We start from the raw sequence: 13,184 nt of genomic DNA on the forward strand, positions 1-13,184 counted from the left end.
CTATGGCTGAGACGACTACATCAGATGCGGTGGATAGCGGTACGGGTGTTCTTGCCCGTAAACTCGCTGTTGCGCGTGAGGGTACCAGTGGGCTGACCAGCTCGGTGACCCTAAAGGCGTTGCGTCGATCGCTTGCGCGGGCGGCCGCTGATCTGTGTGAACTTCCCGTTGCAGTTATTGCTGCGCGACAACTAAATTGCGTTCCCGAAGATCTGACGCGGTATCTATCTGACGAGAAACTGCTTGTTGTGCTGGACGGGCCAAACGGTCGCATCGGTGCTGCTACGCTTGACGCGCCGACGGTGACAGCGCTGATCCAGCAGCAAACAATGGGCCAGGTCGTAGGTAAGGCCCCGACCGAGCGGAACTACACATCGACCGATGCTGCGATGACTGCTGAGTTCATTGACCGTGCCTTTGCCAAGGTTGTTTTGATGCTTGAGGGGCAGGGCGATCTGATCCTGTTCGATGGTTTCCGGTTTGGCGCACGAATCGAAGATGTACGCAGCCTTATGTTAGGGTTGGAAGCCGATGACTATCGGGTCATCGAAATGTCTTTGGATCTGTCCTGTGGCGCGATGATGGGGAATATGACCCTGATTTTGCCTGAGCCGACAGCTGCAGAGCTAGGGGAAGATAGCCAGGCTGGATCGCTGGACTTTGGGCCATCGCTTGGTAGCAACATGGGATCAATGCGGGTCGAGCTGGATGCCGTGCTGTGTAAGATGAAGGTGCCAGTACACGAATTTTCCAATTTGCAGATTGGGGATGTGCTGGCCCTGGATCAGGCCTTCCTCTATGAAACTGACATGATCGCGGTGAACGGCCAGCATGTTACCAGCGGCAAGCTGGGGCAAATTAATGGTGCGCGCGCCATTCGATTGAGTGAAAGCCACTCAAATGATGCTGGCGGAGAGGTCGACGGTTTGGCCTTCAATTCTGTCGGCAGCCCTGAAGAACCCATGGGTTTGCTGGAGCAAGCACCGGCGATGGATCTTGGGATCGCTGCTGAGGGGCTGCAAGACCCAGTTGGCGGTCTGGATGCAGCACCTATGGGAGATTTGCCAATGGGAGATCTGCCAATGGGCGACTTGCCAATGGGTGACCTGCCTATGCCTGGTATGGGCGATATGGCGGCAGACGGCGCAATGATGGGCGATGCCGGTGGCGAATTGCCAGAGTTGCTAGGGGCCAGCCCGATGGGCGAGCTGGGCGAGTTTAACCCTGATGATGCGATGGCGGAAATTTCAGAGCTGGCAGGGCTAGGGGATGGTCTGCCGAACGCTGGTTGAGCCGCAAGTCTGCAGTCTTAAGACCATCTAAGCTCCGGTTATTACTCGGAGCTTTTTTGTTTAGCACCTGCTGTTGGTGACTATGCGCTGGCCAGATGTTCTAGCGTCGGTCGCAAATTGTCCAACTGATACCCTGCTGTTGCAGCTTTTTGCAAAATTTCGTCTGCCGACAGTTCTCCGGCCTGGCCAATGGCCCAAACGACACAACAACGAGTGCCTGATGCGCAATACGCCAATACAGGCCCGACACAGTCTTCCGCCAGTTCGCGCTGTTTGGCTGCGACGTCAACGGTCATGGTCTGATGGGTCAACGGCAGTTCTTCAAAGCGTACCCCTGCGGCCTCGCATGCGGCGCGAATTGCGTCTGATTGCAGGTTCGGGGGCACCTCGGCGTTGGGGCGGTTGCAAATGACAGCCTTGAAGCCGGCCTCTACCAAAGCTGGCAGATCCTCGGCTGAGATTTGTGGCGAGACGAAATAGCGGGGGGTGATGCAACGTGGGTCCATTGGGGTTCCTTACGCTTTTAAGGCCAGTCGGTCCAGTTGTGTCCCGAATTTTGGAGCTATAAACATACCTGCCAACATGGCTCCCATGAACAAAACACCTGCCCAGCCATTATATGTGATGGAGGCAATTGCAGGGCCAGGGCACAGGCCAACAAGCCCCCAACCCATGCCAAACATCATAGCGCCAATAATCAGTCGATGATCCAGATTTGAACCGGGTTGGCTTGGGAAGCTGCCGCCGACCATGGGGGCACGGCCTTCGGTAAAGCGCCAGGCGATGAACATGGGGATGATGGCACCGCCCATGACAAAAGCCAGAGTTGGATCCCAACTGCCAAACACATCGAGCCAGCCCTGCACCTTGGCGGTGTCGGTCATGCCCGAGATGTACAGGCCGCCGCCGAACAAGCCACCGGCCAGCAGTGAAAATACGTTGCGCATCAGATCAGCCCCCAGACATGGCGAAACAGCGACAAGGTCACCGCCCCGGCCAGGATGTAGAATATCGTTGCTACGATGCCGCGTATCGACAGACGAGAGATGCCGCAGACCCCGTGCCCCGAGGTGCATCCGCTGCCAATGCGCGTGCCGATGCCGACCAGCAGACCAGCGATGATGATTACCGCGACATTGCTTGTCATGTGGGTGTCAGGAGCAGCAGGCGCCATGAGCGACAGGAGTAGAGGAACCAATACTACCCCAGCCAGAAAAAGCAGGCGTTCACTGGCGGTTGAGCGTTGCGAGCCATCTACCAATCCACCCAAGATGCCACTTGCGCCCATGATACGGCCGTTGCCCAGCAGATAGACTGCGCCGCCCAATCCGATCAGGCCGCCGCCGGCTAGCCCCCATAACCAATCCGTTTCCATGATTACACTCCTTGTCAGTTTAGCCCCGGCAAGGGCGGCCCCCTATGAAAGGAGGAGGCTAGATCTTGTTGATTGGCAGTTTCAGGAACACGTCGCCCTGTTCATCGGGTTCGGGCATCTGCCCAGCCCGCATATTGACCTGCAGCGAGGGCAGGATCAGCTTGGGCATGCCCAGCGTTGCATCGCGGGCGTCGCGGATGCCGGTGAACTCTTCTATGCTGCGACCCTGGCCGATATGCACGTTCAGCGCCTTTTGCTCGCCCACGGTGGTTTCCCAGGCAAACTCATCCCGGCCCGGTGCCTTGTAATCGTGACCAACAAAAATGCGGGTGTCATCCGGCAAGGACAGGATTTTCTGGATGGAATTAAAAAGGTCGGTGGAGGAACCGCCCGGGAAGTCACAGCGCGCTGTGCCAAAATCTGGCATGAACAGCGTGTCGCCCACAAAGGCCGCATCGCCAACCACATAGGTCAGGCAGGCTGGGGTGTGTCCGGGGGTTTGCATCACTTCGGCGCGCATTTGGCCGATGTGGAAACTGTCGCCTTCGGTAAACAGGGCGTCAAACTGGCTGCCGTCACGCTGAAACTCGGTACCTTCGTTGAATACCTTACCAAAGGTATCCTGGATAACTGTGATATTTGCACCGATGCCGATTTTGCCGCCAAGCTGTTCCTGCAAGTAAGGGGCTGCTGACAGGTGATCGGCGTGTACATGGCTTTCCAGGATCCAGTCCACCGATAGACCCTGATCCTTGATCCAGCTGATAACAGTGTCGGCGGAGGCTGTATTGGTACGCCCCGAGGCGTGATCAAAATCCAGCACCGAGTCGACAATGGCGCAGGCTGTGCCCTGTGGGTCCTGCACAACGTATGAAATGGTATTTGTTGCGTTGTCAAAAAAGGCTTTGATGATCGGTGTCATGATCGGCTCTCCATGCGTTGCTTATATCGTATATCATTTATGGAATGTGTTTCAAGGATGATGATGAGGCAGATGATGAAAAGCATTGCAAGTCTGGTTGGCCACCGGTTCAATGACTTTGGTGGTTCTGATCTGAACAAAGAACATTGTTTTGAAATCGGATTGGTCCAAGTGCAGCAAAAGAGGCACGTTGGATGTTACCCTAAAATGACACCAACGATCACCAGCATGAGCCCAAGCATGGAAAACAGAAGTGCGCCAAGGTTATAGGGGAGCACGGATTGCACTACAGCGCGCAGAGCCTCGTCATCGAGTTGTTGTTTGCGCGCGCGCATGACGTGCAAGATGCACCATACTAGGCCACATAGTCCTGCAACGGACATTGCGGCTCCGATCCAGACAAGAATTTCAAACATGGCTGGGCTCCTGTGAGATTGTCCGCATAGGCGCCTAATGGATTGGCGCCGCCCACGCAAGGGAAAGCGGTGTAATCACAACTTGCGAAGTTTTTGGATGGGCTGTATCCCAGCCTCTAAAATCCTACAGCGACGGAGCCAAAGATGGACGTGACTGAACAAGAACAAAGCGACAGCTACCGTGTGACTGCAGGCGAATTGCGCCAGTTTGTCGAGCGGCTGGAACGGCTGGACGCTGAGAAGAAAGACCTTGCGGAGCAAATGAAAGAAGTCATGGGCGAAGCCAAGGGGCGCGGTTACGACACCAAGGTGATCCGCAAACTGGTGGCACTGCGCAAGCGTGATAAAGACGACATTGCCGAAGAAGAAGCGGTGCTGGAAATGTACAAGGAAGCCTTGGGTATGTAAGGCATCTGCTGGAGCGGGGCAGTGTCCCTAATCTCGGCGTTTTAACAAAGAAACGGGGTGGGCCGCAGGGCGCGCCCTTTTTGTTGTCTGGATTGGATATGTTTTAAGCTTGAAACATGTTGGTGAATGCGAGACTATTGCACCGACGCATCAACAGAGAGGCCACGCAATGCCGACGATTTCAGTACATCCTGAAGGGTGGAAGCCTGCCAAGGGTTATGCAAACGGTATGATCGGCGAAGGTCGCATTCTGTTTGTGGGCGGGCAAATCGGCTGGACGGCTGCGCAGGTGTTTGAAACGCAGGACTTCATCGGCCAGATGAGTCAAGCACTGCGCAACATTCTGGACGTTGTGGAAACAGCAGGTGGGGCGGTCACGGATATCACCCGTCTGACTTGGTATGTCACCGACAAGGCCGAATACCTAGCGCACCAAAGCAAGGTGGGTGAGGCCTATCGCGACGTGATGGGGTACCATTTTCCAGCCATGACCATGGTGGTGGTTGCGGGGCTGGTCGAGGACGAAGCCAAAATTGAGATCGAAGCGACGGCAATGCTGCCGCTCTGACCACTTTATTGTGATCCTGCTTTTGTTGGCTGGTATCCGCGCCTAGGTCTTTTGGAGATCAAAAGGAGAGTGTGATGCGGATCAATGCGGATTTTGAAAAGCGCGTGGTGGTGCGGTTTGCAGATACACCTTGGGTGCCAAGCCCGGCACCTGGGGTCGAGCGCAAGATGCTTGACCGTATCGGTGAAGAAGTTGCGCGGGCTACCACAATTGTGCGTTTTGCCCCTGGATCCGCTTTTGATGCTCACACCCATGATGGTGGTGAGGAGTATCTAGTTCTGGATGGGGTCTTTCAGGATGAGCTTGGCGATTTCCCTGTAGGGACCTATGTACGCAACCCGCCAACATCGCGGCATACTCCGGCCGCTGCTGATGGCGCGACTATTCTGGTGAAGCTGCACCAGTTCGATCCAGCAGACCGGGTTCAGGTTGGAATAGACACCACCAAAAATAGCACCTCGACGCTGCAGTTGTTTGACGCCGAGAAAGAGACTGTGTGCATCGAGGTGTGGACACCCGGAACCCATGTCAGCCGACAGAATCCCGACGGCTTAGAGGTTTTTGTACTAGAGGGGGAGTACAGTGAAAGCGGGGATGAGTTTGGCAAGTGGGACTGGTTGAGACTGCCGCCGGGGAGTAATTTTTCTGCAAAAGTTGGACCTAATGGAGCCAGAGTGTGGATCAAGTCTAAACATCTTGCCCAAATGCTCAGCGGCTAAGCAGCGAGCTATGTCGCAAAAACAACAGGTTGCCGCGTACTGCTGAGGTCGATAAAGATTTTTTCGCCCAGTTAAAATTTTACCAGTTGATAAAAAATTGAAATGTGGCACTCTGGATGTAACAAGAACGCATCCAGGGAGACACCCAATGGCACTTGGCCATCAGGCATCCGGTATTCAGGCAGGGCGTTTGCCCGATCAGGATATTGCTGACAATTTCCAAGACCTGCACCCAGCCTATGACACGCATGAAGCGGCTGTTGCAGCAGATCGATGTTACTTTTGCTACGACGCGCCTTGCATGACGGCATGTCCGACTAGCATCGATATCCCGCAATTCATTCGCGAGATTCAGACGGGCACTCCCGAGGCGGCAGCGCGTACCATTCTGACCCAGAACATTCTGGGTGGTATGTGCGCACGGGTCTGCCCGACCGAGACCCTGTGCGAAGAGGTCTGTGTGCGGGAAACAGCTGAAGGTAAGCCGGTTGAGATTGGCCGTCTTCAGCGCTATGCGACTGATACCTTGATGGCGAAAGAGGGGCATCCCTTTAGTCGTGCGGCCAGCACTGGCAAACGTGTGGCCGTGGTTGGCGCAGGTCCGGCTGGACTGTCAGCTGCACATCGGTTGGCCATGCTGGGCCATGATGTGGTGATCCACGAGCGCAAGGGTAAGTCGGGCGGTCTCAACGAATTTGGCATTGCTGCCTATAAGAGCACCGAGAATTTTGCTGCCCGCGAGGTCGACTGGCTGATGCAGATCGGTGGTATTAGCGTTTCACACGGTCAGGGACTGGGCGAAGGACTGACACTGGACAGCCTGAAAGGCGACTATGACGCGGTGTTCCTTTCGATTGGTCTGGCTGGGGTGAACGCTTTGCGTGCTCCGGGTGAGGACAAAGACGGCACATCGGACGCAGTAGATTTCATTGCCGAGCTGCGCCAGTCTGGTGACTTGTCGACCCTGTCGGTTGGCCGCAATGTGGTGGTGATCGGAGGTGGTATGACCGCCGTGGATGCCGCGGTGCAGTCGAAACTGCTGGGTGCCGAGAACGTCACCATTGCCTATCGTCGTGGTCAGGATGCCATGGGCGCCAGCCGGTTTGAACAGGATCTGGCCACCTCGAAAGGGGTCAAGCTGATGTTTAACGTGATGCCGGTTGCAGTGCATGGTGATGATGCCACCAATGAGATCGAACTGGAGTATACTGCGGTAGAGAACGGCAAAGTCTCCGGCACCGGCGAGACCGTTCGTCTAGCGGCCGATCAGGTGTTCAAGGCGATTGGTCAAACGCTGGAAGGTCAGCCCGAGGGATTGGAGCTGGAAGGGCGTAAGATCAAGGTCAATGACGCTGGCCAAACGTCAGTTGCCGGTGTTTGGGCCGGGGGCGACTGTGCTTCGGGCGGTGAAGACCTGACCGTGACAGCCGTGGCCGAAGGCCGCGATGCCGCAATCGACATTCACGCAAGCCTGATGGGCTAAGCCAGTGGTGGGGCCGCTGCAGTTGCCCCAAGCTAGCAATTCAAGGAGCAGACAAATGGCTGATCTGACAACAGAATTTTTGGGTATTAAATCCCCGAACCCGTTTTGGCTGGCCTCGGCGCCACCAACGGACAAGGAATACAACGTCCGCCGTGCATTTGAGGCGGGGTGGGGCGGCGTGGTCTGGAAGACGCTCGGTTCCGAAGGCCCGCCAGTGGTCAACGTCAATGGCCCACGCTATGGCGCGATCTGGGGGGCTGACCGGCGTTTGCTGGGTTTGAACAACATCGAGTTGATCACCGATCGCCCGCTTGAGGTGAATCTGGAAGAGATCACGCGGGTCAAGAAGGATTATCCAGACCGAGCGATCATTGTCTCGCTGATGGTGCCCTGTGAAGAGCAGGCCTGGAAAGACATCCTGCCCAAGGTTGAAGCCACTGGTGCTGATGGCATTGAGCTGAACTTTGGTTGCCCACATGGGATGGCTGAACGCGGTATGGGGTCCGCCGTTGGCCAGGTTCCTGAATATATTCAGATGGTTACCGAGTGGTGCAAGAAGTACTACTCCAAACCAGTGATCGTGAAGTTGACGCCGAACATTACCGATATCCGTCATCCGGCCCGGGCAGCCAAGAAGGGTGGTGCCGATGCGGTGAGCCTGATCAATACCATCAACTCGATTGTCTCGGTTGATCTGGATGTGATGGCGCCAAATCCAACCATTGGTGACAAGGGCACGCACGGCGGCTATTGCGGTCCGGCGGTGAAACCGATTGCCTTGAACATGACAGCTGAGATTGCCCGGGATCCTGAAACCCACGGGCTGCCAATTTCTGCCATTGGTGGCGTCACCACTTGGCGTGATGCGGCTGAGTTCATCTCATTGGGGGCTGGCAACGTACAGGTTTGTACCGCAGCTATGACCTATGGCTTCAAAGTTGTCGAAGAGATGATCTCGGGCCTGTCCCAGTGGATGGATGAAAAGGGCCATAAATCGATTGCCGATTTCATGGGGCAGGCGGTGCCGAATGTCACCGATTGGCAGTACCTGAACCTGAACTATGTCTCCAAAGCGGTGATCAATCAGGACGACTGCATTAGCTGTGGTCGTTGTTATGCCGCCTGCGAAGATACCTCGCACCAGGCAATTGCCATGTCCGAAGATCGCGTGTTTACGGTCAAGGATGACGAGTGTGTGGCCTGTAACCTTTGCGTGAATGTCTGCCCTGTTGAGGGCTGTATCACTATGGAACAGGTGATGCCCGGCCAGGTGGATGAGCGTACTGGGGAAGTGGTGCCTGAGGAATATGGCAACTGGACCACGCACCCGAACAATCCATCAGCAACTGCGGCGGAATAAAACGGCGCCCATGGGCACCTGCCTACGGCGTGAATATTTTCAGAAAAAAGAAACAAAGGCGGCGCGAATGTGCCGCCTTTGTTGTGTTTGCTGTCAGCTGTGTGGTGTCAACATCCGACGGTACAGAGTTTCCAGATAGTCGGCTGCGGCATCATATGGGTCTTCATCCCCCATCAAGGTGCGAACCTGAAATTCGAAATCGGCATAGTGCTGGGTCAGCGACCAAATGGAAAACAGCAGATGTTTGGGGTGGGCGCGGTTGATGCGGCCTGCCTCCATCCAGCTTTCCAGCAAAGCGGCCTTTTCCTCGACCAGCGCGTTCAGATCCGTGGCGATTGTCTCACCTAAGCGCGGTGCGCCCTGGACAATTTCATTGGCATAAAGGCGGCTTTCACGCGGAAAATCGCGGCTCATCTGCAGCTTGCGCTGCACGTAGGCCAGGATTTCCTGCAACGGTTCACCATTTGGATCAAGGGCGCGCAATGGGTCCAGCCAAGTATCCAGCAGAGCCTCCATCAGCTCAGTGAAGATCGCCTCTTTTGATGAAAAATAGTAGAGCAGGTTCGGTTTGCTGAGCCCCGCTTGGGTGGCAATCTGATCCACGGTGGTGCCGCGAAACCCGTGGGCGGAAAACATCTCGAGCGCAGCTTCGAGAATGGCCGCGCGATTCTTTTTCTGTATACGTGTCGGGGCGCGATCGTTGGCCATGGCTTGGTCTCTGTATTTTGGCTGGGCTGACGTTTCTGAAAGCCTGAATTTTGATCATTTCCCCAATGTTTATCTTGGGTTTTTTGCTTTGAAGTGCGGCTATTTCTTGACTGGTGTTTAACCCGTGATAGCGTGAGTTTGACCAGTTGGTCAAATCAAAGCCACCTGACGGCACAACTAATAATACAAAACGCCAAAAGGGCGGGTAAGACCAGGGAAGGAAGCTAGGATGTCTGCGCTTGGACAAAACCTGACAATCAACAGCGAGCGGCTGTGGGACAGCCTGATGGAGATGGCGAAGATTGGTCCGGGGGTCGCCGGAGGCAACAACCGCCAGACGTTGACGGATGAAGATGGCGAAGGGCGCGCCCTGTTCCAAAGCTGGTGCGAGGCTGCGGGCTGTACCATGGGGCTGGATCAGATGGGCAATATGTTTGCTCGCCGCGAAGGCTCTGACCCGGAGGCGCTGCCGGTCTATGTGGGCTCGCATCTGGATACCCAGCCAACCGGTGGTAAGTATGATGGCGTATTGGGTGTGCTTGGCGGTTTAGAGATCCTTCGTTCTCTTAACGATATGAATATCAAGACAAAACATCCCATCGTGGTAACAAATTTCACCAACGAGGAAGGCACGCGGTACGCACCGGCGATGCTGTCGTCTGGGGTCTTTGCCGGCATCCACACGCAGGATTGGGCCTATGACCGTGAGGACGCCGAGGGCAAGAAATTTGGCGATGAGCTGAGCCGCATCGGTTGGCGAGGTGACGAGGAAGTTGGCGCGCGCAAGATGCATGCCTTCTTTGAACTGCATATCGAACAGGGGCCAATTCTGGAGGCTGATGAAAAAGACATTGGTGTGGTCACCCATGGTCAGGGCCTTAGCTGGACCCAAGTGACGGTGACCGGCAAGGATGCACACACCGGGTCCACCCCGATGCCGATGCGCCGCAATGCGGGGCTTGCCATGGCGCGTATGCTGGAAGCGGTGGATGAAATTGCTTGGCGGAATGCCCCCCATGCGGTGGGCGCAGCTGGTCACATCGACGTATATCCCAACTCGCGTAATGTGATCCCCGGCAAGGTGGTCTTTACCGTCGATTTCCGCAGCCCCGAGCTGGAGGTGATTGAGGACATGGAGTTGAACTTCCGCGAACAGGCTCAGGACATTGCTGACGCCATGGGCGTAACTGTAGAGTTTGAAAAGGTTGGCGGATTTGACCCGGTTCAGTTCGACGAGGGATGTGTAACAGCAGTGCGCAATGCGGCGGATCGGCTGGGTTATTCGCATATCGATCTGATTTCTGGAGCAGGGCATGATGCCTGCTGGATCAACCGCGTGGCCCCAACCGCAATGGTGATGTGCCCTTGTGTGGATGGACTGAGCCACAATGAGGCGGAAGAGATCAGCCCGGATTGGGCAGCCGCTGGAACCAATGTGCTGTTCCACGCGGTTGTCGAAACGGCGGAGATTGTGGAGTGACGGCTTCGCCGCCAGATATCAATCCAAACAAAACTGTGAGTATCGATCTTACGGTTTCTGACGCTTTGGTCCTGAGCGCGGTTCTCGATGAACTAGCGGATCAAATGGAGGATGGGGGGCGAAACGCGGAGAAGCAGGCGCTGTGGAATTTGTCCTGTGCGATAGAAAAGTCAGACGAAATGACCTTTCGCGATGACTGGATTGAGTGCGTGCATGCGGCGAAAATGCTGGGGCCGAGAAATGTACTCTCAATCAACACGCTGATGGGATGGGAAGATGATCCTGGCCCCTATCAAACTGGTTTGATTGAATGCTGCGCTCGTGCTTGCATCAAGCCCCTCTCTCTGGTCACCGCTTCCGAAGCTGTAGCTTTGATAGTAAATGATGAGGCGTTGGAACATGTGGTCCCACATGCTCTTAAGTTGCTGAAAAGGAACCCAACAATCTTTGGTCGAAACCTCGATGGAGACCTATTTAAGGCGGTTCTAGAGGTGCCTAAAAGCTATTGGGAGAACCATGAAGAAGACTGGGGGTTGGCTTATGCGCTTCTTGGAGAAATGGAAGGCGCAGTCGAGGAAATCTGGCCTGTAAAGGATGCCTTTCTTGCAGATTTTCATGAATGATCGGGCACCAACAATGCCCAGAAGGCAGACGAATGAAGGGATGTAGAAGATGACGTTTAGATCCTGCAACTTGATTGGTCCGGTTTTCGCTTCGGTGGCCTTATCGCTTGGTGCCTGCACGCCAAACTTGAATGACCAAACTGTCATCTCGGAAGCGGCGCGAGCGGCGCTACCCAAAGGGGTCAGTACCAGCGATGCCTTGCGCGATCCGGACGGATGCTATTCCTACTTTGACCGCCGCGACCAATGGGTACGCACGCTGGTCGATAGCGAGGGAAAACAGATTTGCGACTAGCGCCGAGGAGGGCGCTAATTGCCGAAAAAACAGGGAGTTATTACAATGAGTAAAGTCATCAAGAACGGTACAATCGTCACGGCTGACCTCACCTACAAAGCGGATGTTCTGGTTGAAAATGGGGTGATTACCCAGATCGGTCCGAACCTGAAAGGTGATGAGGAGCTTGACGCAACCGGTTGTTACGTGATGCCCGGTGGGATTGACCCGCACACCCATCTTGAGATGCCATTTATGGGCACCTACAGCTCGGATGATTTTGAAAGCGGCACGCGGGCCGGATTGGCGGGTGGCACCACTATGGTGGTCGATTTTGCGCTGCCAAATCCTGGTGAAAGCCTGCTGGATGCGCTGAAACGCTGGGACAACAAATCGACCCGCGCAAACTGTGATTATTCCTTTCACATGGCGGTGACCTGGTGGGGCGAGCAGGTGTTTGACGACATCAAAACCGTCATCCAGGAACGCGGCATCAACACCTTCAAACACTTCATGGCCTACAAGGGCGCGTTGATGGTGAACGATGACGAGTTGTATTCGTCATTCCAACGTCTTGCCGAGCTGGGCGGCATTGCCATGGTGCATGCCGAGAACGGCGATGTGGTGGCAGAACTGTCCGCTAAGCTGTTGGCAGCAGGCAATAATGGCCCCGAGGCGCATGCCTATTCCCGCCCGCCCCAGGTCGAAGGTGAAGCCACCAACCGCGCGATCATGATTGCCGATATGGCTGGCGTGCCGCTCTATGTGGTGCATACTTCATGCGAGGATAGCCACGAGGCCATTCGCCGTGCCCGGATGCAGGGCAAGCGGGTTTGGGGTGAGCCGCTGATCCAGCACCTGACGCTGGATGAGAGCGAGTATTTCAACCCTGATTGGGACCACGCGGCGCGCCGGGTGATGTCACCTCCATTCCGCAACAAGCAACATCAGGACAGCCTGTGGAATGGCTTGCAGTCCGGGTCATTGTCGGTGGTGGCAACTGACCACTGTGCCTTTACCACCGATCAAAAACGCAGCGGTGTGGGCGACTTTACCAAGATTCCCAATGGCACTGGTGGGCTAGAGGACCGGATGCCGATGCTGTGGACCCATGGTGTGGGCACCGGACGTTTGACGCCCAATGAGTTTGTCGCCGTGACCTCGACCAATATCGCCAAGATCCTGAACTGCTATCCCAAGAAGGGCGCGGTTCTGGTTGGGGCGGATGCCGATCTGGTGGTCTGGGATCCTGAGAAAAGTAAGACTATTCAGGCCTCTACCCAGCAAAGCTCCATCGACTACAATGTCTTCGAGGGGCATGAGGTCAAAGGCCTGCCGCGCTTTACATTAACCCGGGGCCATGTGGCAGTGCACGACGGCGAGATCCGTTGCCAAGAGGGGCACGGCAAGTTTGTGTCGCGCGAGGCAAATACGACGGTCAACAAGGCGCTGAGTTCCTGGAAAGAGCTGACAGCACCACGACCAGTGGAGCGTTCGGGTATACCGGACACCGGCGTTTAATCAGCAGAGGGTCGCTGGCAATGGCGGCCCAATAC

General features: G+C 55.6%; 16 protein-coding genes. 10 read left to right on the forward strand and 6 right to left on the reverse strand.

Annotated features, from left to right (window positions below; all coding sequences use genetic code 11):
• Positions 1-2 precede the first annotated feature (2 nt).
• The gene (locus tag AC2T28_RS15175; protein ID WP_486748639.1) at positions 3-1,292 is read left to right on the forward strand and encodes a FliM/FliN family flagellar motor switch protein; all 1,290 of its coding nucleotides are present in this window, start codon (positions 3-5) and stop codon (positions 1,290-1,292) included.
• 80 nt (positions 1,293-1,372) lie between these two features.
• Here the strand turns inward: AC2T28_RS15175 and AC2T28_RS15180 are convergent, their stop codons facing one another.
• The 5 genes from AC2T28_RS15180 to AC2T28_RS15200 all read right to left on the reverse strand — a co-directional run bounded on the left by AC2T28_RS15180 (position 1,373) and on the right by AC2T28_RS15200 (position 4,005).
• Complete coding sequence (locus tag AC2T28_RS15180) at positions 1,373-1,798, reverse strand: protein tyrosine phosphatase family protein (protein ID WP_486748638.1); 426 nt, start codon at positions 1,796-1,798, stop codon at positions 1,373-1,375.
• Positions 1,799-1,807: 9 nt separating this feature from the next.
• Entirely contained in the window at positions 1,808-2,239 is a 432-nt protein-coding gene (locus tag AC2T28_RS15185; RefSeq protein WP_486748637.1) for a DUF6691 family protein, read from the reverse strand.
• A complete protein-coding gene (locus tag AC2T28_RS15190) occupies positions 2,239-2,667 on the reverse strand; it encodes a YeeE/YedE family protein (protein ID WP_486748636.1) in 429 nt (142 codons plus the stop codon). The genes AC2T28_RS15185 and AC2T28_RS15190 overlap by 1 nt, the downstream gene beginning before the upstream one ends.
• A 58-nt stretch (positions 2,668-2,725) precedes the next feature.
• Positions 2,726-3,589 carry an MBL fold metallo-hydrolase gene (locus AC2T28_RS15195; protein ID WP_486748635.1) on the reverse strand — a complete coding sequence of 288 codons (864 nt, stop codon included), beginning with the start codon at positions 3,587-3,589 and terminating at the stop codon, positions 2,726-2,728.
• A gap of 197 nt (positions 3,590-3,786) precedes the next feature.
• Positions 3,787-4,005, reverse strand: coding sequence for a hypothetical protein (locus AC2T28_RS15200; RefSeq protein ID WP_486748634.1), 219 nt, complete (start codon positions 4,003-4,005; stop codon positions 3,787-3,789).
• Between the two features lie 144 nt (positions 4,006-4,149).
• Here AC2T28_RS15200 and AC2T28_RS15205 point away from each other — a divergent pair, with 144 nt between their 5' ends.
• The 5 genes from AC2T28_RS15205 (at position 4,150) to preA (ending at position 8,543) form a co-directional block, all read left to right on the forward strand.
• Positions 4,150-4,413 carry a DUF2312 domain-containing protein gene (locus AC2T28_RS15205; RefSeq protein WP_486748633.1) on the forward strand — a complete coding sequence of 88 codons (264 nt, stop codon included), beginning with the start codon at positions 4,150-4,152 and terminating at the stop codon, positions 4,411-4,413.
• Positions 4,414-4,582: 169 nt separating this feature from the next.
• Entirely contained in the window at positions 4,583-4,981 is a 399-nt protein-coding gene (locus tag AC2T28_RS15210) for a RidA family protein (RefSeq protein WP_486748632.1), read from the forward strand.
• A 74-nt stretch (positions 4,982-5,055) separates the two neighbouring features.
• A complete protein-coding gene (locus AC2T28_RS15215; protein ID WP_486748631.1) occupies positions 5,056-5,700 on the forward strand; it encodes a cupin domain-containing protein in 645 nt (214 codons plus the stop codon).
• A gap of 148 nt (positions 5,701-5,848) precedes the next feature.
• On the forward strand, positions 5,849-7,183 hold the full coding sequence (locus AC2T28_RS15220; RefSeq protein WP_486748630.1) for an NAD(P)-dependent oxidoreductase: 1,335 nt from the start codon (positions 5,849-5,851) through the stop codon (positions 7,181-7,183).
• A 55-nt stretch (positions 7,184-7,238) separates the two neighbouring features.
• On the forward strand, positions 7,239-8,543 hold the full coding sequence (gene preA, locus AC2T28_RS15225) for an NAD-dependent dihydropyrimidine dehydrogenase subunit PreA (protein WP_486748629.1): 1,305 nt from the start codon (positions 7,239-7,241) through the stop codon (positions 8,541-8,543).
• Between the two features lie 93 nt (positions 8,544-8,636).
• Here the strand turns inward: preA and AC2T28_RS15230 are convergent, their stop codons facing one another.
• Entirely contained in the window at positions 8,637-9,251 is a 615-nt protein-coding gene (locus AC2T28_RS15230; protein ID WP_486748628.1) for a TetR family transcriptional regulator C-terminal domain-containing protein, read from the reverse strand.
• Between the two features lie 229 nt (positions 9,252-9,480).
• On the opposite strand from AC2T28_RS15230, the gene AC2T28_RS15235 reads away from it, so the two are divergent.
• Genes AC2T28_RS15235 through hydA form a run of 4 tightly spaced genes read left to right on the forward strand, consistent with a single transcriptional unit; the run spans position 9,481 to position 13,149 of the window.
• On the forward strand, positions 9,481-10,731 hold the full coding sequence (locus tag AC2T28_RS15235; protein ID WP_486748627.1) for a Zn-dependent hydrolase: 1,251 nt from the start codon (positions 9,481-9,483) through the stop codon (positions 10,729-10,731).
• On the forward strand, positions 10,728-11,354 hold the full coding sequence (locus AC2T28_RS15240; protein WP_486748626.1) for a contact-dependent growth inhibition system immunity protein: 627 nt from the start codon (positions 10,728-10,730) through the stop codon (positions 11,352-11,354). Before AC2T28_RS15235 ends, AC2T28_RS15240 begins: the two co-directional genes overlap by 4 nt.
• 49 nt (positions 11,355-11,403) lie before the next feature.
• On the forward strand, positions 11,404-11,649 hold the full coding sequence (locus AC2T28_RS15245) for a hypothetical protein (RefSeq protein WP_486748625.1): 246 nt from the start codon (positions 11,404-11,406) through the stop codon (positions 11,647-11,649).
• Between the two features lie 45 nt (positions 11,650-11,694).
• Positions 11,695-13,149 (forward strand): dihydropyrimidinase, encoded by a 1,455-nt coding sequence (hydA, locus tag AC2T28_RS15250; RefSeq protein ID WP_486748624.1) that lies wholly within the window; start codon positions 11,695-11,697, stop codon positions 13,147-13,149.
• Positions 13,150-13,184: the final 35 nt, after the last annotated feature.

It is taken from the genome of Parasedimentitalea nitratireducens (assembly GCF_057444295.1).